Origin of the sequence: Castellaniella defragrans (genome assembly GCF_014203015.1) — a bacterium.
In the GTDB taxonomy this organism is placed as follows: domain Bacteria; phylum Pseudomonadota; class Gammaproteobacteria; order Burkholderiales; family Burkholderiaceae_B; genus Castellaniella; species Castellaniella defragrans.
Window position 1 is genome coordinate 145,544 of the sequence record NZ_JACHIB010000005.1, and the last position, 25,119, is coordinate 170,662.

Consider the following 25,119-nt stretch of genomic DNA (forward strand, 5'->3'; position numbering starts at 1 on the left):
CCCGGCCCGGACGACTTCCCGGCCCGGACGGCCGGGGCCTTCGATCAGACGGTCTCGCCCGCCTCCTGCTGGGCGTCCACCACGGCCAGGGCCGTCATGTTGACGATCCGGCGCACCGTGGAGCTGGTGGTCAGGATGTGCACCGGGCGCGCGGCGCCCAGCAGCACCGGGCCCATGGCCACGCCGTGGCTGCCGGTCATCTTCAGCATGTTGTAGGTGATGTTGCCGGCATCCAGATTGGGCGTGATCAGCAGGTTGGCCGGCCCCTTCAGGGTGGTGTCGGGATAGGCCTTGACGCGGATGGTCTCGGACAGGGCCGAGTCCGCGTGCATCTCGCCGTCGACTTCCAGCTCGGGCGCGCGCTGCGCGATCAGGCGCCGGGCCTCGGCCATCTTGCGCGACGAGGCCGTGGGGCGGCTGCCGAAGTTGGAGTGCGAGAGCAGGGCGATCTTGGGCACGATGCCGAAGCGGCGGACTTCCTCGGCGGCCAGGATGGTCATGTCGGCGATCTGCTCGGCGGTGGGGTCCTCGTTGACGTGCGTGTCGCAGATGAACAGGGTCTGGGTCGGCAGCATCAGCACGTTCATGGCCGCGTAGGTGCGGGCCGTGGGCTTGAGGCCGATGATTTCCTCGACGTATTTCAGCTGGTTGTCGAAGCGGCTGGCCACCCCGCAGAGCATGGCGTCGGCGTCGCCGCGCTGCAGCAGCATCACCCCGATCAGCGAGTTGTGCTTGCGCACCATGGCCTTGGCGATGTCGGGCGTGACGCCGTCGCGCCCGCGCAGCTTGTAGTAGGCGCTCCAGGTCTCGTTGAAGCGCGAGTCGTCCTCGGGGTTGACGATCTCGACGTTCTCGCCGGGCACCAGGCGCAGGCCGAACTTCTGGATGCGCATGTCGATCACGGCCGGGCGGCCGATCAGGATCGGGAAGGCGATCTTCTCGTCCAGCGCCGTCTGGGCGGCGCGCAGCACGCGCTCGTCCTCGCCGTCGGCGTAGATCACGCGCTTGGGCGCGGACTTGGCCTGGCGGAACAGCGGGCGCATCAGCTGGCCGGAGTGGTAGACGATGCTCATCAGGGACTGGCGGTAGGCGTCCATGTCCTCGATGGGGCGGCGCGCCACGCCGGAGGCCGCCGCCGCCTCGGCGATGGCCGGCGCGATCTGCACGATCAGGCGCGGGTCGAAGGGCTTGGGAATGATGTATTCCGGGCCGAAGGACAGGTCCTGGTCGGCGTAGGCGCCGGCGACCTCGGCGCTGCTCTCGGCCTGGGCCAGATCGGCGATGGCCTTGACGCAGGCGAGCTTCATCTCCTCGTTGATGACGGTGGCGCCGCAGTCCATCGCGCCGCGGAAGATGAAGGGGAAGCACAGCACGTTGTTGACCTGGTTCGGGTAGTCCGAACGGCCGGTGGCGATGATGCAGTCGGGACGGGCGGCCTTGGCGTCCTCGGGGCGGATCTCGGGATCGGGGTTGGCCAGGGCCAGGATCAGCGGGCGGTCGGCCATGGTGCGCACCATGTCCTGGGTCAGCACGCCGGGGGCCGAGCAGCCGAGGAACACGTCGGCGCCCTTGCAGACGTCGGCCAGGGTGCGGGCGTCGGTCTTCTGGGCGTAGCGGGCCTTGTTGGGCTCCATCTGCTCGTCGCGGCCTTCCCAGATCACGCCGCGCGAATCGACCACGTAGACGTTTTCCTGCGAGACGCCGAGCTTGACCATCAGGTCCAGGCAGGCGATGGCGGCCGCGCCCGCGCCCGAGCACACCAGCTTGATGCGGCCGATGTCCTTGCCCACGACCTTCAGGCCGTTCAGGACGGCGGCCGAGGAGATGATGGCGGTGCCGTGCTGGTCGTCGTGGAAGACGGGGATCTTCATGCGCTCGCGCAGCTTCTTTTCGATGTAGAAGCATTCCGGCGCCTTGATGTCCTCGAGGTTGACCCCGCCCAGGGTGGGCTCCAGCGCGGCGATGATGTCCACCAGCTTGTCCGGGTCGCGCTCGTTCAGCTCGATGTCGAAGACGTCGATGCCGGCGAATTTCTTGAACAGGCAGCCCTTGCCCTCCATCACGGGCTTGGCCGCCAGCGGGCCGATGTTGCCCAGGCCGAGCACGGCGGTGCCGTTGGTGACCACGCCCACCAGGTTGGCGCGCGAGGTGTATTTCGCCGCGGCCGCCTCGCCCTCGGCGTGGATGGCCATGCTGGCCGCCGCCACGCCGGGGGAATAGGCCAGGCTCAGGTCGTCCTGGTTGGCCAGCGGCTTGGTCGGGACCACGGAGATCTTCCCGGGCGTGGGGTAGGCGTGGTAGTCGAGCGCCATCTTGGCGCGGTCGTTCTTCAGGTCCATGGGTGCCTGTGCTCCTGCGAGGTTTTTATATCGTTCGTGTCGGTGAGGGAATGATTCGCCCGCATCGGATTTTCGCCGCCGGGCCGCCGGAGTGTTTGTTAATCCCAACGCCAGCCGGGCGAAAAGCGGCCTGGAACGGGCGTTTTCGGCCGACCAGTTTAAACCCGTGTCGTGGGGCGGGTATACTCTGGCCTTAATACGGCTTATGCAAGGCGTCGTACCACTGCCTTCTGCCCCTGCTATCCGCCCATCGGTCTGGCCGAGTCGCGGAAGGTTTTTCAATCTGCATCGTTCGGGTGAAGCACCCGTCAGGTGAAGCGCACAATGTCCACGGAACAAGAACTCCAGTCCAATTCCTATTTGTTCGGCGCCAATGCGCCCTACGTAGAAGACCTCTACGAAGCCTATCTAGACAACCCGGGTTCCGTTCCGGACCAGTGGCGTTCCTACTTCGATCAGCTGCAGCACCAGCCCGCCGCCGATGGCCGCGAAGCCACCCGCGACCAGGCCCACGCCCCGATCGTCGCCTCCTTCGCCCAGCGCGCCCGCGAGAACGCCTTCCAGATCCGCCCCGCGCAGGCCTCCGACCAGTCCCTGGCCATCGCCAGCAAGCAGGTCTACGTCCAGTCGATCATCGCCGCCTACCGCTCGCTGGGCTCGCGCATCGCCCAGCTCGACCCCCTGAAGCGCCGCGACCGTCCGGAAATCCCGGAACTGGATCCCGCCTTCTACGGCCTGTCCGAGGCCGACCTCGACCAGATTTATTCGGCCACGAACACGTATTTCACCAAGGCCGACACGATGACCATGCGGGACATCCTCAAGGCCCTGCGTGACACGTACTGCCGCAACGTCGGCGCCGAATTCATGCACATCTCCGATCCGGCGGTCAAGCGCTGGATCCAGGAGCGCCTGGAATCCACGCTGGGCGTGCCCGAGCTCTCCGTCGACGAAAAGCGCAACATCCTGCGCCAGGTGACCGAGGCCGAAGGCCTGGAACGCTTCCTGCACACCAAGTACGTCGGCCAGAAGCGCTTCTCCCTGGAAGGCGGCGAGAGCTTCATCGCCTCGATGGACGAGGTCGTGAACCACGCCGGCGAGAACGGCGTCCAGGAAATCGTCGTGGGCATGGCCCACCGCGGCCGCCTGAACATGCTGGTCAACATCATGGGCAAGATGCCCGGCGACCTGTTCGCCGAATTCGAGGGCAAGCACGCCCAGTCCCTGAGCGACGGCGACGTCAAGTACCACAACGGCTTCTCCAGCGACCTGTCCACGCGCGGCGGCCCGGTCCACCTGTCGCTGGCCTTCAACCCCTCGCACCTGGAAATCGTCAACCCGGTGGTCGAAGGCAGCGTGCGCGCCCGCCAGGACCGCCGCGGCGACGCGGCCGGCGACCAGGTCCTGCCGGTGCTGGTGCACGGCGACGCGGCCTTCGCCGGCCAGGGCGTGGTGATGGAAACCCTGAACCTGGCCCAGACGCGCGGCTACGGCACGGGCGGCACGCTGCACATCGTCATCAACAACCAGATCGGCTTCACGACCTCGGACCCGCGCGACACGCGCTCCACGCTGTACTGCACGGACGTGGTCAAGATGATCGAGGCCCCCGTCTTCCACGTCAACGGCGACGATCCCGAGGCCGTGGTCTTCGTCACCCGCCTGGCCCTGGACTACCGCCAGCAGTTCAAGCACGACGTGGTCGTGGACATCGTCTGCTTCCGCAAGCTGGGCCACAACGAGCAGGACACGCCGTCCCTGACCCAGCCGCTGATGTACAAGAGCATCGGCACGCACCCCGGCACGCGCAAGCTCTACGCCGACCGCCTGGTGGCGCAGGGCGTGCTGGCCGAGGACGAGCCCGACCAGATGGTCAAGGACTACCGCCAGCTCATGGAAGACGGCCAGCGCACGGTCGAGCCGGTGCTGACCGACTACAAGAACAAGTATTCCACCGACTGGTCGCCGTTCCTGGGCGCCAAATGGACGGACCACGCCGACACCGGCGTGCCCCTGGCCGAACTGACCCGCATCGGCGAACGGCTCACCCAGGTGCCGGACGGCTTCACCGTGCATCCGCTGGTCAAGAAGCTGCTGGCCGACCGCCTGGCCATGGCGCGCGGCGAGCATCCCGTGGACTGGGGCATGGGCGAGCACCTGGCCTTCGCCACCCTGGTGGCCAACGGCTACGCCATCCGCATCACCGGCCAGGATTCCGGCCGCGGCACCTTCACCCACCGCCACGCCGTGCTGCACGACCAGAAGCGCGAGCGCTGGGACGACGGCACCTACGTGCCGCTGCAGAACGTCTCCGAGAACCAGGCGCCGTTCACGGTGATCGACTCCGTGCTGTCCGAAGCCGCGGTGCTGGGCTTTGAATACGGCTACGCCACCGCCGAGCCCAACGTGCTGACCATCTGGGAAGCCCAGTTCGGCGACTTCGCCAACGGCGCCCAGGTCGTGATCGACCAGTTCATCACCTCCGGCGAGGCCAAGTGGGGCCGCCAGTGCGGCCTGGTGCTGATGCTGCCGCACGGCTACGAAGGCCAGGGTCCCGAGCACTCCTCGGCGCGCATCGAGCGCTTCCTGCAGCTGTGCGCGGACAACAACATCCAGGCCGTGCAGCCGACCACCGGCGCGCAGATCTTCCACGTGCTGCGCCGCCAGATGATCCGGCCCTTCCGCAAGCCGCTGGTCCTCTTCACGCCCAAGTCGCTGCTGCGCAACAAGAACGCCACCTCGCCCCTGGAGGACCTGGCCACCGGCACCTTCCAGCCCGTGATCGGCGAGACCGACGCGGAGATCGTGCCGGCCGACGTGAAGCGCGTGCAGGTGTGCTCCGGCAAGGTCTACTACGACCTGGTCCACGCGCGGGCCGAACAGGGCCGCAAGGACGTGGCCATCCTGCGCATCGAGCAGCTCTATCCCTTCGCCCACAAGTCCTTCCAGGCCGAACTGCAGAAATATCCCAACGCCAAGGAGCTGGTCTGGGTCCAGGACGAGCCGCAGAACCAGGGGCCGTGGTTCTACGTGCAGCACCACCTGTACGAGAACATGAGCGACGGCCAGAAGCTCGGCTACGCCGGCCGCCCGGCCTCGGCCTCGCCCGCCGTGGGTTACCTGGCCAAGCACCAGGAGCAGCAGCGCGCCCTGATCGAGCAGGCCTTTTCGCCCAAGCTCAAGAGCTTCTCGCTGATCAAGTAATCCGACCTCCTTCAAATACAGACAAAACGGAAGAATCATCATGGCCATTACCGAAGTCCTCGTCCCGCAGCTTTCCGAATCGGTGTCGGAAGCCACCCTGCTCAACTGGAAGAAGCAGCCCGGCGAAGCCGTGCAGGCCGACGAGATCCTGATCGAGGTCGAAACCGACAAGGTCGTGCTGGAAGTCCCGGCGCCGGCCTCGGGCGTGCTCTCCGAGATCGTCAAGGGCGATGGCAGCACCGTCACCTCGGGCGAAGTCCTGGCCCGCATCGACACCGACGCCAAGGCGGCGGCCGCTCCGGCCGCCGCGGCGCCCGCGCCCGCTCCGGCCGCGTCCGCCGAGGCCGCCAAGCCGGCGGCCAAGTCCGCCGTGGCCTCGCCCGCCGCCGGCAAGATCCTGTCCGAAAAAGGCATCGATCCCGCCACCGTCGAGGGCACGGGCCGCGCCGGCCGCGTGACCAAGGCCGACGCGCTGAACGCCGCGCCCCAGGCGCCGCAGGCCCCGTCGGCGCCCGCCACGCCGGCCGCCCCGGTGCCGGTCGGCCTGGACGGCCGTCCCGAGCAGCGCGTGCCCATGAGCCGCCTGCGCGCCCGCGTGGCCGAGCGCCTGATCCAGTCGCAATCCGAGAACGCCATCCTGACGACCTTCAACGAGGTCAACATGCAGGCCATCATGGACCTGCGCAAGAAGTACAAGGACTTCTTTGAAAAGGAACACGGCGTCAAGCTCGGCTTCACCTCCTTCTTCGTCAAGGCGGCCGTCGCGGCGCTCAAGCGCTACCCGGTCGTCAACGCCTCGGTGGACGGCAAGGACATCATCTACCACGGCTACTTCGACATCGGCGTGGCGGTCGGCAGCCCGCGCGGCCTGGTGGTGCCCATCCTGCGCAACGCCGACCAGCTCTCGCTGGCCGACATCGAAAAGCAGATCGCCGACTTCGGCCGGCGCGCGCAGGACGGCAAGCTCACGCTCGACGAACTGACCGGCGGCACCTTCTCCATTTCCAATGGCGGCGTGTTCGGCTCGATGCTGTCCACCCCGATCATCAATCCGCCGCAGTCCGCCATCCTGGGCATCCACGCCACCAAGGACCGCCCGGTGGTGGAAAACGGCCAGATCGTGATCCGTCCGATGAACTACCTGGCCCTGTCCTACGACCACCGCATCATCGACGGCCGCGAGGCCGTGCTGGCCCTGGTGGCCATGAAGGACGCGCTGGAAGATCCGCAGCGCCTGCTGCTGGGCGTCTGATTCCGGACAGTGCTTCGCTTCGCGCGCCCGTCCGGGGCGCGCCCGGCGGGCATGCGCCTGAGCCGTGCCCGCCGGATCCCCCGATGCAGGGGATCCCCAACCCATTCGAGAATTCATCATGGCAAAACAATTCGATGTGATCGTGATCGGCGCCGGCCCCGGCGGCTATATCGCCGCCATCCGCGCCGCCCAGCTGGGCCTGGCCGTGGCCTGCGTGGACGCCTGGACCAGCCCGGCCGGCAAGCCCGCGCCCGGCGGCACCTGCACCAACGTCGGCTGCATCCCGTCCAAGGCCCTGCTGCAGTCGTCCGAGCACTACGAGCAGCTCAACCACCACTTCGCCGAGCACGGCATCACGGCCAAGGGCGTCAGCCTGGACCTGGCCAAGCTGATCGGCCGCAAGGACACGGTGGTCAGGCAGAACAACGAAGGCATCCTGTTCCTCTTCAAGAAGAACAAGGTGTCGTTCTTCCACGGCACCGGCTCGCTGGCCGCCAAGACCGACTTCGGCTGGTCGGTGAAGGTCTCCGGCAAGACCGACGAAGACCTCGAAGGCCGCCACGTGATCGTCGCCACCGGCTCCAGCGCGCGCGCGCTGCCGGGCGTGCCCTTCGACGAGGAACTGATCCTGTCGAACGACGGCGCGCTGCGGATCCCCGCCGTGCCCAAGAAGCTCGGCATCGTCGGCGCGGGCGTCATCGGCCTGGAAATGGGCAGCGTCTGGCGCCGCCTGGGCGCCGAGGTCACCATCCTGGAAGCCCTGCCCGAGTTCCTCGGCGCGGTGGACCGCGACGTCGCCAAGGAAGCCCAGAAGGCGCTGACCAAGCAGGGCCTGGACATCCAGACCGGCGTGCGCATCGGCGAGGTCAAGACCTCCGCCAAGGGCGTCAGCGTGCAGTACACGGACGCGGCCGGCGCCGAGCAGAAGCTGTCGGTCAACCACCTGATCGTGTCCATCGGCCGCGTGCCCAACACCGCCGGCCTGGGCGCCGATGTGGTGGGCCTGAAGCTCGACGAGCGCGGCTTCGTGGTCGTGGACGAGGACTGCCGCAGCAACCTGGCCAACGTCTGGGCGGTGGGCGACGTGGTGCGCGGCCCGATGCTGGCGCACAAGGCCGAGGAAGAGGGCGTGGCGGTGGCCGAGCGCATCGCCGGCCAGCACGGGCACGTCAATTTCGACACCATTCCCTGGGTCATCTACACCTCGCCCGAGGTCGCCTGGGTCGGCAAGACCGAGCAGGCGCTGAAGGCCGAGGGCCGCGACTACAAGGCGGGCAGCTTCCCCTTCATGGCCAACGGCCGTGCCCGCGCGCTGGGCGACACCACCGGCTTCGTCAAGATCCTGGCCGACGCCAAGACCGACGAGGTCCTGGGGGTGCACATCGTCGGCCCGATGGCCTCCGAACTCATCGCCGAAGCCGTGACCATCATGGAGTTCCGCGGCGCCGCCGAGGACATCGCGCGCATCTGCCATGCGCACCCGACCCTGTCCGAAGCCGTCAAGGAAGCCGCCCTGGCCGTCGACAAGCGCACGCTGAACCTGTAAGCCGCTGACGATGGATGTCAGCGCGTATTACGCGCAGGCCCTGCGCGAGCGGGGCTTCGTCGCCGACGAGGCCCAGCGCGCGGCGGTCGCGCGCCTGCAGCGGTACTATGACGACTGGATCGAGTTCAAGCGCCAGCGCTCCAACGGCCTGAAAAAGCTGTTCCTGCGCCCGGCCGTGCCCCGCGGGGTCTACCTGTGGGGCGGCGTCGGGCGCGGCAAGAGCTTCCTGATGGACGCGTTCTACCTGACCGTGCCCGTCAAGCGCAAGGTGCGCCTGCATTTCCACGAGTTCATGCGCGGGGTGCACCGCGAGATCCGCGCCGTCAGCGGCGAGGCCGATCCGCTGGACCACGTGGCGCGCAGGATCGCCGCGCGCTACCGCCTGATCTGCTTCGACGAGTTCCACGTGTCGGACGTGGCCGACGCCATGATCCTGTACCGGCTGCTGCTGCGCCTGTTCGAGCATGGCACCTCCTTCGTCATGACCTCGAACTACGAGCCCTCCACGCTCTACCCGGACGGCCTGCACCGCGACCGCATCCTGCCGGCCATCGCCCTGATCCAGGAAAAGATGGACGTGCTGAACGTGGACGCGGGCGTGGACTACCGGCGCCGCACCCTGGCGCAGCTGCGCACCTACATCACGCCCATCGTGGCCGCGACGCACGACGAACTGCGCTCGGCCTTCGAGCGCCTGGCCGACACCGCCGGGCAGAAGCCCGTCCTGACCATCGAGAACCGCGAGATCCGCGCGGTGGCGCTGGCCGGCACCGTGGTCTGGTTCGACTTCATGGCGCTGTGCGGCACGCCGCGCTCGCAGAACGACTACCTGGAGCTGGCCGACCGCTTCCAGACCGTGATCGTGTCCGACGTGCCGCGCATGAGCCCGCGCCAGGCCTCCGAGGCGCGCCGCTTCACCTGGCTGGTGGACGTGCTGTACGACCACAAGGTCAAGCTGATCCTGTCGGCCCAGTGCCCGGCCGATGAGCTATATACTCAAGGCCCGATGGCGAACGAGTTTTCCCGCACCGTGTCGCGCCTGATGGAGATGCAGTCGCGCGAATACCTGGCCGAGACGCGCCGGGCCTCGGTCGTCCTGTAGGGGCGCGGCGCGCCCCGCCGTCGGCAATGTCTGGCAATTCCCCTGGAAACCCCATGAGCACACCCGTCACCCGCGTCCTGACCGGCATCACCCCCTCGGGCACCCCCCACCTGGGCAATTACGCCGGCGCCATCCGCCCGGCGATCCAGGCGAGCGCCCAGCCGGGCGTGGACGCCTTCTTCTTCCTGGCCGACTATCACGCGCTGATCAAGTGCGACGACCCGGCGCGCATCGCGCGCTCGCGGCTGGAGATCGCCGCGACCTGGATCGCCGCGGGCCTGGACACCGAGCGCACGACCTTCTACCGCCAGTCGGACGTCCCGGAAATCCCGGAACTGTGCTGGATGCTGAACTGCGTCACGGCCAAGGGCCTGATGAACCGTGCGCACGCCTACAAGGCCTCGGTGGACGCCAACGTCGCCAAGGGCGTCGAGCCTGACGACGGCGTCACCATGGGGCTGTTTTCCTATCCGGTGCTGATGGCCGCCGACATCCTGATGTTCAACGCCCACCGCGTGCCGGTGGGGCGCGACCAGATCCAGCACCTGGAGATGGCGCGCGACATCGCCCAGCGCTTCAACCACCTGTACGGCGGCGGCGAGGACCTGTTCGTGCTGCCGGAAGTCCAGATCGACGAGGCCGTCGCCACGCTGCCGGGCCTGGACGGGCGCAAGATGTCCAAGAGCTACGACAACACCATCCCCCTGTTCGAGGGCGGCGCCAAGGCGCTGAAAGCGGCCGTGGCGCGGATCGTCACCGATTCGCGCCTGCCCGGCGAGCCCAAGGACGCCGAGGGCTCGCACCTGTACACGCTGTACCAGGCCTTCGCCACGCCGGCGCAGGCGGCGGACTTCCGCGCCGCCCTGGAAGGCGGGCTGGGCTGGGGCGAGGCCAAGCAGGCGCTGTGCGAGCGGATCGAGGCCCAGATCGGGCCGATGCGCGCGCGCTACGCGGAGCTGATGGCCCATCCGCAGCGGATCGAGGACATCCTGCAGGCCGGCGCGGCCAAGGCGCGGCGCATCGCCACCCCCATGATGGCCCGCCTGCGCGAGGCCGTGGGCCTGCGCATGGTCGCCGGCGCGGCCGCGCCGCACGCGGCGTCCGGGGCCGCCGGCGCGGCGCGCGCGGGACGCGCGCGGATCGTGTCGTTCCGGGACGAGGACGGCCGGTTCCGCCAGCGCCTGTTCGGCGCCGACGGCGCCGAGCTGCTGCTGTCCGAGCCCTTCGGCGACCCCAAGGTGCTGAACAGCCTGGGCCGCTCCTTCGCCGAGCGCGACCTGTCGGGCCTGGCGCCCGGGGTCGACGGCCACGTCGAGCTGGAGGCCGACGGCCTGCGCTGGGCGCGCGTGCCGGCCGACCGCCTGGCGGCGGTCCTGGAGGCCCTGGCGCAGGTCTGACAGCCCGGGTCCGACAGCCCGGGTCTGACAGGGCAAGCGGTCCGCCGCGCGCCGCCGGCGCGGCGCGTGTGGCGTCCGGGCCGTCCGGCCGTTCAGCCGCCCGGTCCTCCAGCCATTCAGCCGCCCGGTCCTTCAGCCGTTCAGCCGCACGGTCTTGGCCTCGACGCGGCCGCGCAGCCATTCGAGGGCCAGCAGCAGGGCGGTGGAGAACAGGATCAGGATGGTGGCCACGGCGGCGATGACGGGGCTGATGTTCTCGCGGATGCCGGTGAACATCTGGCGCGGCAGGGTGGTCTGCTCGGGGCCGGCCAGGAACAGGGTGATGACGATCTCGTCGAAGGCGGTGGCGAAGGCGAACAGGGCGCCTGCGATCACGCCCGGGGCGATGATGGGCAGGGTCACGCGCAAGAAGGTCTGGACGGGGCCGGCGCCCAGGCTGTAGCTGGCGCGCAGCAGGTTGGGGTCGAAGCCCTGCAGCGTGGCCGAGACGGTGGTGACCACGAAGGGCGCGCCGATGGCGGCCAGCGCCAGGATCAGGCCGCTGTAGCTGTTGACCAGGCCGTAGGGGGCGAAGAACAGGTAGATGCCCAGGCCGGTGACCACCAGCGGCACGATCATGGGCGAGATGAGCACGGCCATGAGCAGCCCCTTGCCGCGGAACTGCGCCCGGTGCAGGCCGGCGGCGGCCAGCGTGCCCAGGACGGTGGCCAGCAGGGTGGCGGCGGGGGCGACGATGAAGCTGTTGGCCGTGGCGCGGGCCCACTCGTCGGAGTGGAACAGGGTCTGGTACCAGCGCAGCGAGAACGACTCGATGGGGTAGAGCAGCAGCGAGCTCTGGTTGAACGACAGCGGCACGATCACCAGGATGGGCAGCAGCAGGAACAGCAGGATCAGCGCGCACAGGATGCGCAGGGCGTAATGCCAGGCACGCTCGGTGGCGGACAGGTAGGGCGGGAAATCGGTCTTGAACATGGTCGTGTCCTTTGCGGGGCCTGCCTGGGTCAGTTCAGGGCCAGTTCCTTGCCGGAGATGCGGCGGTACAGGGTGTAGAGCAGGAGGGTGGCGGCCAGCAGGATCAGGCCCAGGGCGCTGGCCATGCCCCAGTTGATGGTCTGGTTGGTGAAGTAGGCGACGTAGTAGCTGATCATCTGGTCGCCGGCGCCGCCCAGCAGGGCGGGGGTGATGTAGTAGCCGATGGCGATGATGAACACCAGCAGCGAGCCGGCGGCCACGCCGGGGTAGGTCTGGGGCACGTAGACGCGCCAGAAGGCGGCGAAGGGGTGGCTGCCCAGGGAGACGGCGGCGCGCTGGTAGGTGGGGGGCACGGACTGCATGACGCTGTACAGGGGCAGGACCATGAAGGGCAGCAGGATGTGGACCATGGCGATGTAGACGCCCAGGCGGTTGAACAGCAGCGGCAGGGGCTCGGCGATCAGGCCCAGGCTGCCCAGGGCGCTGTTGATCAGGCCTTCGCGCTGCAGCAGCACGACCCAGGCGGCGATGCGCACCAGCACCGAGGTCCAGAAGGGGATGAGGATGCAGATGAGCACCAGGTTGGCCTGGCGCTTGGGCAGGCGGGTGATCCAGTAGGCCAGGGGATAGCCCAGGACGAGGGTGACGAGGGTGACCACCAGGCTGATGACGAAGGTGCGCGAGAAGATTTCCTGGAAGGCGGAGGTGTCGGGGGGCGCGGCCACGATGCGGCCGTCGGCGTCGAGCTTGAGGTCCAGGGAGGCGAGCAGGTAGTAGGGCGTCCAGGCGCGGTCGTTGCTGGCGATGACGGCCCAGTAGGCGGGATCGGCCCAGCGCTTGTCCAGGGTGGTGAGTTGCGCGCGGGCGTCGGCCGCGTCGGCCGCGTCGAGCGGCATGCGCCGCAGGGTCTTGAAGATCAGCGAGCGGTAGCCGGAGATCTCGTAGTTCAGGCGCCGGGCGAGTTCGCCGGCGGCGGGGGAGTTCTTGGCGTGGGCCAGGTCCTGGGCGAGGGCGGCGAAGGCGGCGTCCGGCGGCTGGGAGCGCCCGTCCCAGCGGGTCAGCGCCTGCAGGGTGTGGGGCAGGGTGTCGATGACTTCGGGGTTGTCGGCGGCGCGGGTGAGCAGGGCGGCGATGGGGATGACGAAGATCGCCAGCAGGAACAGGGCCAGCGGCCCGACCAGCAGCAGGGCGCGCCAGGTGCGGCGCCGCTGCGCGGCTTGCATGGCGCGCCGGATGGCGCCGGGATCGTCGAGGGTCGTGTCCATGGCGGAATTCCTGTAGAGTCCGTCCGCACCGGTCGCGGAGACGGCGTGGATTCGCGCGAATTCGTGTGGATCCGTGCGAACGGGCCCGGGTGGTCGGAAGGGGCCGGCGCGCGGCCGGCCCCGCGTCGGATCAGCGTGCGGCCCAGGCGGTGAAGCGCTGCTCGAGCTCTTCGCCGTGGTCGGTCCAGAACTCCAGGTCGTTGAACAGGGCGTTGCGCGCATTGGCCGGGGAATTGGGCACGTTGGCCAGGATCTCCGGCTTGAGCATGCCGATGGCTTCCTTGCTGATCGGGCCGTAGGCGATGTGCTGGGAATAGGCCGCCTGCGCCTTGGGCGAGCTGGCATAGCGGATGAACTCGATCGCCTGGTCCTTGTTGGGCGAGCCGGCGGGGATCACCCAGTAGTCGAAGTCGTAGACGCTCTGGTTCCAGACGACCTTCAGCGGCCGGCCTTCGCGCTGCGCGGCGTCGATGCGGCCGTTGTAGGCGGCGGACATGACGACGTCGCCGGCGCTCAGCATCTGCGGCGGCTGGGCGCCCGCCTCCCACCACTGCACGTAGGGCTTGATCTCGTCGAGCTTCTTGAAGGCGCGGTCCACGCCTTCGGGCGTGGCCAGGACCTTGTAGACGTCCTGCGGCGGCACGCCGTCGGCCATCAGGGCGAATTCGACGTTGTAGTGCGCGCCCTTGCGCAGGCCGCGCTTGCCGGGGAATTTCTTCACGTCCCAGAAGTCGGCCCAGCCGGTGGGCGGGGTCTTGAGCGTCTCGGCGTTGTAGGCCAGGACGGTGGACCACACGAAGGTGCCCACGCCGCAGTATTTCAGCGCGCCGCGCACCAGGTCGCCCTTGTTCAGGATGGTGCCCCAGTCGATGTTCTCGTACAGGCCCTCGTCGCAGCCCCGGCCCAGGTCGCCGGTCTCGACCTCGACGGCGTCCCAGACGACGTTCTTGGCCTGGACCATGGCCTTGACCTTGGCCTGCTCGCCGTTGTAGGCCACGGGGATGACCTTCTTGCCGGTCTCCTTCTCGAAGGGCTGGATGAAGGCCGCGTTCTGCGCATCGCCGTTGGCGCCGCCGAAGTTCACGACCGTCAGGTCGCGCGCCTGGGCGGGCGCCTGGGCCAGCGCCAGAGGGAGCGCGAGCGCCAGGGCCGTCAGCATGGGTTGGGTTTTCATGGCATGTCTCCTGTGTCTTGGTGGGGGTGTGTCAGGGGAGAAAAACGCGGACGTGCCCGGGGTCGATCCGCAGGGGGATGCGCGTGCCCGGAGCGTGCGCCCCGGCGTCCGCGGCCAGGGGCATCTTGACGAAGAAGGTGTCGCCGCCGTCCAGGCGGCAGCGCAGGCGGACGTGGTCGCCGAAGTAGACCTCGTCGACCGCGTGGGCCCGGAAGGCGTTGGCGCCGCCCTCGGGGGCCGCCTGGATGCGTTCGGGGCGCATGGCCACGACGCAGGCGGCGCCGGCCGCCAGGCCCTGGACGTTCAGGCCGCGCAGCTGGATGCCGCCGGCCAGCTCGACCAGGCACCGCTCGCCTTCGAGGGCGCGCACGGTGCCGGGGAACTGGTTGCTGTCGCCCACGAAGCCGGCCACGAAGCGGTTGCAGGGAGTTTCGTACAGGGTGTCGGCGGCGCAGACCTGCTGGATGACGCCCTGGTTGAACACCGCGATGCGGTTGCTCATGGTCAGCGCCTCGCTCTGGTCGTGGGTGACGTAGACGAAGGTGATGCCCAGCTGGCGGTGCAGCGCCTTGAGCTCGAGCTGCATGTGCTCGCGCAGCTGCTTGTCCAGCGCGCCCAGCGGTTCGTCCATGAGGACGATCTTGGGCTGGAAGACCAGGGCGCGCGCCAGGGCGATGCGCTGCTGCTGGCCGCCCGAGAGCTGGGCGGGGTAGCGCTTGGCGAAGTCCTGCATCTGCACCATGGACAGGGCCTCGTGGATGCGCCGCGCGCGTTGCGCGGCGGGCATCTTGCGCACCTTCAGGGGGTATTCCAGGTTGCGCTCGACGGTCATGTGGGGAAACAGCGCGTAGTTCTGGAACACCATGCCCAGGTTGCGGTGGTGGGGCGGGACGTCGTTCAGGCGCCGGCCTTCGAGGAAGATGTCGCCGCGGGTGGGGGACTCGAAGCCGGCGAGCATCATCAGACAGGTGGTCTTGCCCGAGCCGGAGGGTCCGAGCAGCGAGAGGAACTCGCCGGGATGGATGTCCAGGTTGAGGTCGCGCACCACCAGGTGGCTGCCGTCGTAGGATTTCTGGACGCCCTGGAACCGGACCAGGGGCTCGGGAGGGAGAACTGCGGACATTGGGAGTGTCTCCGGATGCGGATGGACGGGATACGGCCGGAACGGACTTCAGCCGGCCATGGATTCCCGGAGGATAGCCAGTCCTTCCTCCAGCAGGCCATCGGGGATTGTCAGGGGAAAGAGGAACCGGATGACCTGGCCGTAGGCGCCGCAGGTCAGCAGGACCAGCCCGCGCTCCAGGGCGCGGCGCTGGATGCGGGCGGCGGTGTCGGGGTCGGGCCGGCCGTCGGGCTGGCGGAATTCGGCGGCCACCATGGCGCCCAGGCCGCGGATCTCGGCCACGCGCGGGTGCCCGAACCCGGCCAGCGCCTGGCGCAGGCGCTGGCCCAGGGCCTCGGCGCGCGCGATCAGGCCCTCTGCGTCGATCACGTCCAGCACGGCCAGGGCGGCGGCGATGGCCAGCGGATTGCCCGCGTAGGTGCCGCCCAGCGAACCGCGCGGCGCGGCATCCATCAGTTCGGCGCGGCCGCAGACGCCGGACAGCGGCATGCCGCCCGCCAGGCTCTTGGCCATGGTGATCAGGTCGGGCGTCACGCCCGAATGCTCGATGGCGAACATCCGGCCCGTGCGGGCGAAGCCGGTCTGGACCTCGTCGGCGATGAGCAGGATGCCGTGGGCGTCGCAGCGTTCGCGCAGCGCCCGCAGGAGTTCCGGCGGGGCGACGTTGAATCCGCCTTCGCCCTGGACCGGCTCGATGACGATGGCCGCCACTCGCTGCGGGCTGATGTCGGCCTTGAACAGCAGGTCCAGCGCCCGCAGCGAATCCTGCGTGGTGACGCCGTCCAGCGGAGTGGGGAAGGGGATGTGGTAGACCTCGGCCGGCAGCGGGCCGAAGTCCTGCTTGTAGGGGGCGACCTTGCCGGTCAGGGCCATGCCCATGAAGGTGCGGCCATGGAAGGCCCCGGAGAAGGCCACGATTCCGGTGCGGCCGGTGGCGGCGCGCGCGATCTTGACGGCGTTTTCCAGGGCCTCGGCGCCGGTCGTGAAGAAGGCGGTCTTCTTGGAGTGCGCGCCGGGCGCCAGGCGGTTGATGCGCTCGGCCAATTCCACGTAGGAGCCGTAGGGCGCGACCTGAAAGGCGGTGTGGGTGAAGGCGTCCAGCTGCGCGCGGATGGCCTGTACGATGCGCGGGTGGCGGTGGCCGGTGTTGGCCACGGCGATGCCGGCCGCGAAGTCGATGTAGCGCCGGCCTTCCACGTCCCACAGTTCGGCGTTCAGCGCGCGGCTGGCATAGAAATCGCAGGCGATGCCGATGCCGTCGGGGATGGCCGCGTTCTTGCGGACCTGCCAGTCCTGGTTGTGTTGCGTCATGCTTGTCTCCGCTGGGTGATGCGTGGTTCTGTTTTTTCGGCCAATATACTTTTATTTTGGTTTGTCAAATAGACCCATTTAATTATTATTGAAGGAACCAATTGGCGGAAAATACCGATTTCACTGCGGAAGCAGAGGGAAATCAGGATGGCGGCCTGTGGACCTGGGATTTTCCCTTATCCATTCTGGTCTGCGGGAGCCAATCGGCCCGATCCCACAGGGTCCGCAAGCGCGGAAGCGGCTGCATCGGCGCGCCGTTCACTGGACGTGCGCCGGATTCGACGGCGAGGACCGGCCAGGCGGCCCGCTAGCGCGCCGGATTGCGCGCCTCGCCGGGTGTCATGCCGAAGCGGGCCTTGAACTGGTTGCAGAACTTGGATTGGTCCGTGAACCCGAGCTGGTAGGCGATGGTGCCGATCTGGGTGCTGGCGGGGCGGTACCGCAGTTGCGCATGGGCTTCCTGCAGGCGCAATTCACGGACCCAATCCGACACGCTGCAACCTGTTTCGCGGCACAGCATGTGCAGGTAGCGAGTGGACAGATGACAGGCCTGGGCGATCAGGTCGGGCTTCAGGTTGGGGTTGTCGAGGTGTGTGCGGATATAGGTTTCCACCCGCTTGAGGTGCGCGTTGCGGACCGCCGAGTCTTCCGAATGCAGGACCTTGGGGTTGCGTTCGAGCGTGGCGGCGAGCAGATCGACCGTGTGCATTCCCATCAGCGCCTGTGTCGTTTCGGGCAGATCCTGGCGGTGCTCGATGAGCAGCTTGAGATAGTTGACGAACAAAGAGCCCGCGCCATCGCGGGCATCGAACAATGTGGCGCAATAGGCGCGTGGATTGCGCAGCCGCGAGCGCAGCAGGTCGCCAGGGATCTTCAGCACCCACATGGCGTTTGCCTTGGGATGCTGGAAGAGGAAGGGTTCGCGGCTGTCTTCCAGGATGAAGCCGCCTGGTGCGCACCAGGTGCTGCGTCCCATCTGCTCGAAGTGGATTTCGCTGAGTTCGGGCACATTGACCAGGAAACTGTCGCTTTCATTGGTGCAATGCTGGCCCAGGCGCTGATATTGCAGCGCCTGGGAATACAGGCGCGAAAGGGACAGGCGGCCGATTTCCCAGAAATCCAGTGTGGCATCGAACGTGCGGGTTTCCTGGAAGGTGAGCTTCAGATCGAAGTAGGCATCGTTGACCGCGGCCTCCCAGTAGCGGGACTTGTCCTGGTCGGCAATGTCGCGAGTGGAGTATCGGCTGTACATGCTCGTCCCTCCGGGATCTGTCGGATTCGTCGCCCGCTTCATTCTAGGCCTGCCTGGCGCAATCCGGAACCACGGCGCGCAGCGGCCGCGTACACGATCGAGGAGACGATGAAGGTGGCGGGAGCCGAGAACGAGGCCATGCCGGCATCGTGCATCAGGAGCAGGCCGCTGGCCGTGCCCGTGAACCAGGCCAGCAGGCCGTGCGGGTTGAACGTCCGATGCGCCGCGGCGCCGGCCGTGAGCGCCCGCGCGGCATCGGTGCCGGCCGGGTGCAGCAGGATATGCACCAGGGCGACGCCCACCCACGCGACCACGAAGACCCCCTGGTAGGCCAGGGCCTGCAGGATGTAGCTGAACACGTCCGCCAGCATGATCACGTAGGCGAGCGCGCCCACCAGGATCGCCCATGTCCAGTGCGGCAGCCGCAGGCGCAGCAGACGCTCGAAGAAGGCATGCATGTTGGTGGTGGCCAGGTGGAAATTGGCGGTATTGATCCGTGTCTGCGTCACCCAGGCGAATACCAGGCCGCCGAAACCCATGAGCTGCACCAGACTGATCACCACGCCCGCTTCGCCCGTGGTGCCGAGCGCGGACGCCAGAAAGATGCCGGCCAGGCCGCTCAGCAGGAAGGTGACCAGGTAAAAGGGAATGCCGAAGTTGAAGCGGGCATGGTAGGACTCGTCCTCCTTGCGGCCATAGCGCGCGTAGTCGAACGTGTACATCATCAGGATCCAGACACCCATGTAATAGGTGTAGCAGTGCCACCAGCCGCGTTCGACCGGCCCTCCCCCGGGCTGCAGGAACAGCCAGTCGTTGCTGTAGCCGCGGCTCGTGATCGTGAGCAGCACGGCGACCGCCAGTCCGGCCAGGTAGATCGGCAGCAGGACGCCGTTCAGCTTGTCGAGCCAGGTCTGGATGCTGCCGAAGACGAGGACGATGCCGTAGACGATGACGATCAGGTAGGCCAGGTTCAGGGGCACGGACGGAAAGTAGGCCTGCAGGGCCACGGCCATCACCGAACTCTCGAACACGCCGTAGTACAGCGCGGTGGCGAAGAAGATCAGGGTGGCGAGCGAGGCCCCGAAGTCTCCGAAGAGCACCCGGGAAAAGAGCGCGACCGACAGTCCGGTGCGGATGGCGTAGCGCGCCATGATGCCGTTGATCACGCCATAGGTCAGCACCGAGAGCGCCATGCCGATGATGGCGTTCAGGGTGCCGAACTGGTGTGCCAGCGATGCGGCCACGACGAGGTAGAACATGGCGCTGCACACGCCCCACCAGGCCATGGTCAATCCCAGCTTGCCCATGCGGGCGCGGGCCGGGATCGCCCCGGCGATTTCCTCGGCGGCGGCCTGCGCCCCGCCTTGCGCTTGCGTTGTCATTTTGTCTCCTCCTGTTCCGCTGGTCTTGTGGTGTGCGGAAGGTCTGTTTCAATGGCGCGCGTTCATGGCGTTCGTTGGTCGCGCAGGATGTAGGTGCCGCTCGCATCCAGGCGGATGTGCCAGTCGGGGTCGACGACGATGGTGGTGGTGACCTCTTCGATGACGGCCGGGCCGGCCAGTTCGTCGTTCTCGCCCAGCTTGGCGCCGTCGTAGACCGGCGCGTCGATGGCCGAGCCGTCCGCGCTGAAGATCATCGGACGGCGCGTGAGCAGCGCGTCGGCCACCCGGCCTCCCGGCGGGATCTTCTGCCGCACGGCATGATCGCTGCGCAGAAGCGCGATGCTCTCGATGTTGACGATCTCGACTTCGCTCTCGGGCTCCGAGTACGTGAAGAGCTGCTCGTGCATGGCGTCGAAGGCGCGGCGGATTTCGCCGATCGTGTCGGCGTTCACGGGCAGGGAGCCGATGCTGACCGAGCATTCATGGATCTGGCCGACGTAGCGCATGTCGATGCCGCGGCTGAAGGACACGCGGTCGCGGTGGATGCCTTCCTCTTTTTCCAGCAGGGTCAGGGCCTGGTCACGCAGCTCCTGGAATCTCCGTTCGATGCGGTCCAGCGAGGCATGGCCGTCCAGGCGCATCGGGCAGGCCGCCATGAGGTTGTACTTGATGTCCGACAGGATCTGGCCGAAGGCGCACAGGCCCGAGGCGAGCTTGGGGATCAGCACCGTGCGGATGCCGATTTCGCGCGCGAGCGCGGTGATTGCAGGCTGGTGGCGCCGCCCGCGCCCACCAGCACGAAGTCGCGCGGATCATGGCCGCGTTCGATGGTCACCCGGCGGATGCCGCTCACCATGTTGTGGTTGACGATGCTGTGGATGCCATAGGCGGCTTTTTCCGGCGAGATGCCCAGCGGCCGGGCGATGACCCTGTCGATCGCGTCGTAGGCGGCCTGGCGATCGATCTTCAGCCGCCCGCCCAGGAGGTATTCCGGATTCAGATAGCCCAGCACCACGTTCGAGTCGGTGACGGTGGGCTCGGTGCCTCCGCGGCCATAGGCTGCCGGCCCGGGATTCGCGCCGGCGCTGCCGGGACCGACGTTGAGCACGCCCATGGCATCGATCCAGGCAAGAGAGCCGCCGCCCGCGCCCAGCGTCTCCACCTGCACCATGGGGGTGCCGATGCGATAGCGCAGGAAATCGATGTCCTTGCTGACGTTGGTGACGCCGCCGTGCGTGAGCGTCATGTCGAACGACGTGCCGCCCATGTCGACGGTGATCAGGTTCTCATGGCCGAAGGGCTTGCCGATGTGCATGGCCGCCTGGGGCGCCGAGGCGGGACCGGAGTTGATGGCGTTGACCGCGCGCGAGGCCATGACTTCGAGCGAGGCCATGCCGCCGTTGGACTGGTAGTAGCGCACGGGTGTCACGGCGCCCTGGTCCCGGAAATACTGGTCGATGCGCGTCACGTAGCGGCGCAGGACCGGTCCCAGGTAGGCATTGGTGACGGCAGTGGAGGTCCGTGTGTATTCACGCATCTGCGGGTAGACCTCGGTGCCGACCGACACGTAGACGTCGGGCAGCATTTCACGCACGATTTCCGCCGCGCGGCGCTCGTTGCCGTCGTTCAGCACCGACCACAGGAAGGAAATGGCGACCGCCTCCACGCCTTCCCGGCAGAAGAATTCGCAGGCCGCGCGCACGTCGTCCTCGTTCAGCGGCTCGCGCACCGATCCGTCGCTCAGGGTGCGTTCGCGGATGGGGCGGCGCAGGTGGCGTTCGACCAGCATCTTCGCCGGAGGATACTGGCCGTCGTAGCGGTGGCCTTCTTCCTTGTGGCCCAGGCGGATTTCAATGGAATCTTCGTGGCCCGCGGTGCAGATCAGGCCGGTTTTCACACCCTTGTGCTGGATGAGCGCGTTCAGGGCCACCGTCGTGCCGTGCACGCACAGTTCCGTGTTCGCCAGGATGGCGGAGACCGGCTGGCCCAGCGCCTCCGAGATCTGGCCCAGGCCGTCCGAGATCGCGTGCGTGCCGTCCTCGGGAGTGGACAGTGCCTTGAACAGTCGCACGTTGCCGGTCTGGTCCGCCAGGATGAAGTCCGTGAAGGTGCCGCCGGCATCCACGCCCAGTCGATAAGTCGTCATGATGTCTTCCTCTGTGTTGTGTCGGGCTGGGGCGGCTCAGGCAACGAGCGCATCGGATTGCGGGGTGTTCGCGCGCAGGTCCCGGGTGCGTTTGCCGTCCAGTTCCAGGGTGTCGGGGTCGATGACCACGCCGTATTCGTCGCGCGCGGCTTCGATCGACACCAGGCCGTTGCGCACGTCGCGCAGCACGGCGGCGGGATCGCGCTCCCGCGCCGGCCCCCAGCCGCCGCCGCCGGGGTTGTAGCTGGCGATCCGCTGGCCTTCCTTCAGGGTGAAGATCGCGTTCTCCTTCACGGTGCGCACCCGTCCGGCACCCTCGCGGATCTCGATGCGGCCCACCTTCAGTCCAGGTCGGGCATTGACCGCACCGCGCGCGCCCAGGGCGGGCTGGAAGCGGCCTTCGCCGAAGCTCACCGCCGTCATGGTGTGGTCCAGGGGTTCGACTTCCCAGACCGTGCCGCAGCCGCCGCGGTGTTTGCCGGCGCCGCCGCTGTCGGGAATCAGGCCGTAGCGGTGGATCAGGATCGGGTAGGAATGTTCCAGCATTTCAATGTCGCCGGAATACAGGGCGCCGAAGCAGCATTGCGGGCCGCAGGCATTCCAGCCATCCATGTACGCGGTGGCGCCCGCGCCCGAAATGAGCGAGGCGAGCACCATGGTCACGTATTCTTCCTGGTTGCGCGTATCGATGCCGGCGATGTTCAGGCCGCTCGAATGGCCCCAGGACCCCACGGCGCGCGACGGGTCCGCCTGCTCCAGGGCGAGGCGCACGGCATCGGCCAGGGTTTCCATGGGGGTCGTGGTGCTGTTGACGTGTGGCGCTGGCTCGGCGGCGTTGCATAGCGTGCCTTCGGGGCCCAGGTCCACGTGGATGCAGCGATACAGACCCTCGTTGTAGGGCGGATCCAGCTGGGCGAACATCATCAGTCCCAGGTAGACGCCGGAGATCGAGTTGCCGGCGTAGGAGTTGATGAAATAGGGAATCTGGGGCGGGCTGGAGATGCGGATGCTGCAGGTATCGCCCCGGATGTCGACCTGGGCGCCGATGGTCAGATCGCCGTAGCCGTGGCCGGCGTCTTCGAGCACCGCCTCGGCCCGGTAGCTGCCGTCCGGCACCGAACGGATGATGTCGCGCATGTGGCGGTCGGCCATGTCGAGCAGCTCGTCGATACAGGCCTGCACGGTCTCGGCACCGTACTTCCTCAGCAATGCGCTCAGGTTGCGCGCGCCTACGTTCACCGCGCCCAGTTGGGCCCTCAGGTCGCCTTCCTGGTCGCGCCGTGAGCGCATGTTGGTGAGCATGAAGTTGATGACGTCTTCCCTGGGCCTGCCCTTTTCCCAGAGCTTCACGGGCGGGATGCGCAGTCCCTCGGCGAAGATTTCCCTGGCGTCCGGGTTGTAGCCGGCCGGCACGGGGCCGCCGATGTCCGTCACGTGGCCCTTGCAGACCGCCCAGAAGACCAGTTGGCCCTCGTGGAAGACGGGTTTGTACATGCAGCAGTCGAGGATATGGCTGCCCATGTAGGCCGGATCGTTGTGGTAGATGATGTCGCCTTCGTGGATGTCGTCGCCGAAGTACGCGGCCACGGCCTTCATGGCGGGGATCAGGCCGCCCAGGTGGATGGGGATGTCCTGGCCCTGCAGGATCATTTCAGGCCGGTGGTTGAAGAGGGCGTTGCTGTAGTCGTGGGCCACGTTGAAGACGCTGGAGCGGGCGGTTTTCTCCAGCGTCATCGTCATTTCGCGCTGTGTGGTTTCGAGCGCGCCCCGGACGACGGCCAGGGTGATGGGGTCGAGTTGCTGGGTCATGCATGTCTCCAGGAGAGTTCTTGGTATGAGCAGCCGCACGATTCGTTTCCGCCGCGTGCGGCTCGGTACCTCCTAGGTTAAAGATTTGGTCCTGGAGAAAATTGGCGCCGGAGGAAGGACGGGTTGCCGCTGAAGGAACAGCCATGCGAAGACCTGTCCGGGCTATTCCCCTGCGGATCGGTTTCACCTATACTGTCCATATGGTTCTGTATTTAAACCATTTTAAATTATATTAATGGAGCCAATTTGGAATCCTTTGTTCTTTCGGAATGGCTGCAGCAGCACTTTGATCCTGCGGGCGATAGTCCTGCCTATCAGCGGCTCTATGCGTTGATCAGTAGGGCCATTCTCGAAGGCCGCATGGCGGCTGGCGCGCGGCTGCCGTCCACGCGCGACCTGGCGGCCGACCTGCGCATCGCGCGCAACACCGTGCTCCAGGTCTACGACCAGTTGACCGAAGAAGGCTACGTCCACGCCGGCGTGGGGCGCGGCACCTTCGTCCAGGACATCAGCCAGGACCTGGTCGAAGCGCCCGTGGCCCCCGAAGACGCCCGCGAAGAGCAGGCGCCGCACGGCGCGGGCCGCGACGCGCACCTGTCGCGCCGCGGCAGCCGGCTGCTGGCGCACCTGGGCTTTTCCAACCGCCAGTCGGGCGCCTTCATGCCCGGCATCCCGGACGTGCGCGAATTTCCGCTCAAGACCTGGGCGCGCATCCAGAACCGCCAGTGGCGCGAAGGTCCCTGGGACCTGATGCGCTACGCGCCGGCGGGCGGCTACGGGCCCTTGCGCCAGGCGCTGTCCGACTACCTCGGCAGCGTGCGGTCCGTGCGCAGCACGGCCGCGCAGGTCGTCATGACCACCGGCATCCACCAGGCCATCGACGTCACCGTCCGGCTGCTGTGCGATCCGGGCGACACCGTCTGGATCGAAGAGCCGGCCTACTGGGGCGTGCGCAACCTGCTGGCGTCGGCGGGGCTGAAGCTCGTGCCGATCCGGGTCGACGACGAGGGCCTGTGGCCCGGCGAGGCCGAGCGCGCTCAGCCGCCGCGCCTCATCGTCGTGGCGCCTTCGCACCAGTATCCGCTGGGGATGGTGATGAGCCTGGCGCGCCGGCGCATGCTGCTGGACTACGCGCGCCAGGTCTCGTGCTGGATCCTGGAAGACGACTACGACAGCGAATTCCGCTACGGCAGCCGCCCGCTGCCGTCCCTGCAGGGCATGGACGAGGACGGGCGCGTGCTGTACGCCGGCAGTTTCAGCAAGACCCTGTGCCCGGGCCTGCGCGTGGGCTTCCTGGTGGTGCCCGAGGCGCTGTCGGGCGCCTTCGCCAACGCGGTGGCGGAACTCTACCGCGAGGGCAACATGATGCTGCACTCGGTGCTCGCCGAATTCATCCGCGAGGACCACCTGAGCTCGCACATCCGCCGCGTGCGCCGCCGCTATGCCGAACGGCGCGCCTGCCTGATCGACGGGATCCGCCGCCATTTCGGCGACACGCTGGAGATCGTCGGCGACGCCGCCGGCCTGCACCTGGTGCTGGCCCTGCCCGAAGGCGTGGACGACGTCCTGGTCGAGCGCGACGCCCTGCAGCAGGGCGTGGTCACGCGCGCCTTGAGCACCTACTACATGGATCGGACGCATGCCCGGCCCGGCCTGCTGCTGGGCTACGCCGGCGCCACGCCCGAGGAGATCCGGCCGGCCTTCGACGCCCTGGCGCGCGTCATCCGCCGCTACGTCTGACGCCCCGCGGGGGGCGCGCCGCCCGGTTTGCCATATTGCCCGCACGGGTCCGCACAGGCCCGCGCGGGCCGCATCACCCGCATCACCCGCTTCACCCCCGCATCA

17 protein-coding genes are annotated in these 25,119 nt (G+C 67.8%); 6 read left to right on the forward strand and 11 right to left on the reverse strand.

The window, feature by feature from the left end:
- Positions 1-44: 44 nt before the first annotated feature.
- Positions 45-2,339 carry an NADP-dependent malic enzyme gene (locus HNR28_RS05630; RefSeq protein ID WP_151024757.1) on the reverse strand — a complete coding sequence of 765 codons (2,295 nt, stop codon included), beginning with the start codon at positions 2,337-2,339 and terminating at the stop codon, positions 45-47.
- 324 nt (positions 2,340-2,663) lie between these two features.
- Here HNR28_RS05630 and HNR28_RS05635 point away from each other — a divergent pair, with 324 nt between their 5' ends.
- The 5 genes from HNR28_RS05635 (at position 2,664) to HNR28_RS05655 (ending at position 10,840) form a co-directional block, all read left to right on the forward strand.
- The gene (locus HNR28_RS05635) at positions 2,664-5,543 is read left to right on the forward strand and encodes a 2-oxoglutarate dehydrogenase E1 component (protein ID WP_151024758.1); all 2,880 of its coding nucleotides are present in this window, start codon (positions 2,664-2,666) and stop codon (positions 5,541-5,543) included.
- 40 nt (positions 5,544-5,583) lie between these two features.
- Complete coding sequence (odhB, locus tag HNR28_RS05640; protein WP_184142567.1) at positions 5,584-6,795, forward strand: 2-oxoglutarate dehydrogenase complex dihydrolipoyllysine-residue succinyltransferase; 1,212 nt, start codon at positions 5,584-5,586, stop codon at positions 6,793-6,795.
- 118 nt (positions 6,796-6,913) lie between these two features.
- Positions 6,914-8,341, forward strand: coding sequence for a dihydrolipoyl dehydrogenase (lpdA, locus tag HNR28_RS05645; protein ID WP_043683609.1), 1,428 nt, complete (start codon positions 6,914-6,916; stop codon positions 8,339-8,341).
- A gap of 10 nt (positions 8,342-8,351) precedes the next feature.
- Positions 8,352-9,443: a cell division protein ZapE gene (gene zapE / locus HNR28_RS05650; RefSeq protein WP_151025557.1), complete on the forward strand. Its 1,092-nt coding sequence runs from the start codon at positions 8,352-8,354 to the stop codon at positions 9,441-9,443.
- A 53-nt stretch (positions 9,444-9,496) separates the two neighbouring features.
- Positions 9,497-10,840 carry a tryptophan--tRNA ligase gene (locus HNR28_RS05655; protein ID WP_184142570.1) on the forward strand — a complete coding sequence of 448 codons (1,344 nt, stop codon included), beginning with the start codon at positions 9,497-9,499 and terminating at the stop codon, positions 10,838-10,840.
- Positions 10,841-10,972: 132 nt separating this feature from the next.
- On the opposite strand, the gene HNR28_RS05660 is transcribed toward HNR28_RS05655, so the two are convergent.
- From HNR28_RS05660 to capB, 10 genes are all read right to left on the reverse strand, one after another.
- A complete protein-coding gene (locus tag HNR28_RS05660) occupies positions 10,973-11,812 on the reverse strand; it encodes an ABC transporter permease (protein ID WP_043683601.1) in 840 nt (279 codons plus the stop codon).
- 29 nt (positions 11,813-11,841) lie between these two features.
- The gene (locus HNR28_RS05665; RefSeq protein WP_151024264.1) at positions 11,842-13,077 is read right to left on the reverse strand and encodes an ABC transporter permease; all 1,236 of its coding nucleotides are present in this window, start codon (positions 13,075-13,077) and stop codon (positions 11,842-11,844) included.
- 130 nt (positions 13,078-13,207) lie between these two features.
- Entirely contained in the window at positions 13,208-14,251 is a 1,044-nt protein-coding gene (locus tag HNR28_RS05670) for an ABC transporter substrate-binding protein (RefSeq protein WP_043683595.1), read from the reverse strand.
- 31 nt (positions 14,252-14,282) lie between these two features.
- Positions 14,283-15,374: an ABC transporter ATP-binding protein gene (locus tag HNR28_RS05675; protein WP_151024265.1), complete on the reverse strand. Its 1,092-nt coding sequence runs from the start codon at positions 15,372-15,374 to the stop codon at positions 14,283-14,285.
- Positions 15,375-15,422: 48 nt separating this feature from the next.
- Complete coding sequence (gene gabT / locus HNR28_RS05680; protein WP_043683590.1) at positions 15,423-16,685, reverse strand: 4-aminobutyrate--2-oxoglutarate transaminase; 1,263 nt, start codon at positions 16,683-16,685, stop codon at positions 15,423-15,425.
- A 307-nt stretch (positions 16,686-16,992) separates the two neighbouring features.
- Positions 16,993-17,937, reverse strand: coding sequence for an AraC family transcriptional regulator (locus HNR28_RS05685; RefSeq protein ID WP_151024266.1), 945 nt, complete (start codon positions 17,935-17,937; stop codon positions 16,993-16,995).
- Between the two features lie 38 nt (positions 17,938-17,975).
- Positions 17,976-19,319, reverse strand: a complete 1,344-nt coding sequence (locus tag HNR28_RS05690; protein ID WP_151024267.1) for a purine-cytosine permease family protein — start codon at positions 19,317-19,319, stop codon at positions 17,976-17,978.
- Positions 19,320-19,381: 62 nt separating this feature from the next.
- Positions 19,382-20,047: a hydantoinase/oxoprolinase family protein gene (locus HNR28_RS18320; protein ID WP_249043884.1), complete on the reverse strand. Its 666-nt coding sequence runs from the start codon at positions 20,045-20,047 to the stop codon at positions 19,382-19,384.
- The gene (locus HNR28_RS05695; RefSeq protein ID WP_244978190.1) at positions 20,041-21,465 is read right to left on the reverse strand and encodes a hydantoinase/oxoprolinase family protein; all 1,425 of its coding nucleotides are present in this window, start codon (positions 21,463-21,465) and stop codon (positions 20,041-20,043) included. The genes HNR28_RS18320 and HNR28_RS05695 overlap by 7 nt, the downstream gene beginning before the upstream one ends.
- Positions 21,466-21,501: 36 nt before the next feature.
- A complete protein-coding gene (gene capB, locus HNR28_RS05700) occupies positions 21,502-23,274 on the reverse strand; it encodes a caprolactamase subunit beta (protein WP_151024268.1) in 1,773 nt (590 codons plus the stop codon).
- Between the two features lie 246 nt (positions 23,275-23,520).
- Between capB and pdxR the strand changes: the two genes are divergently transcribed.
- The gene (gene pdxR, locus HNR28_RS05705) at positions 23,521-25,014 is read left to right on the forward strand and encodes a MocR-like pyridoxine biosynthesis transcription factor PdxR (protein WP_151024269.1); all 1,494 of its coding nucleotides are present in this window, start codon (positions 23,521-23,523) and stop codon (positions 25,012-25,014) included.
- Positions 25,015-25,119 lie beyond the last annotated feature (105 nt).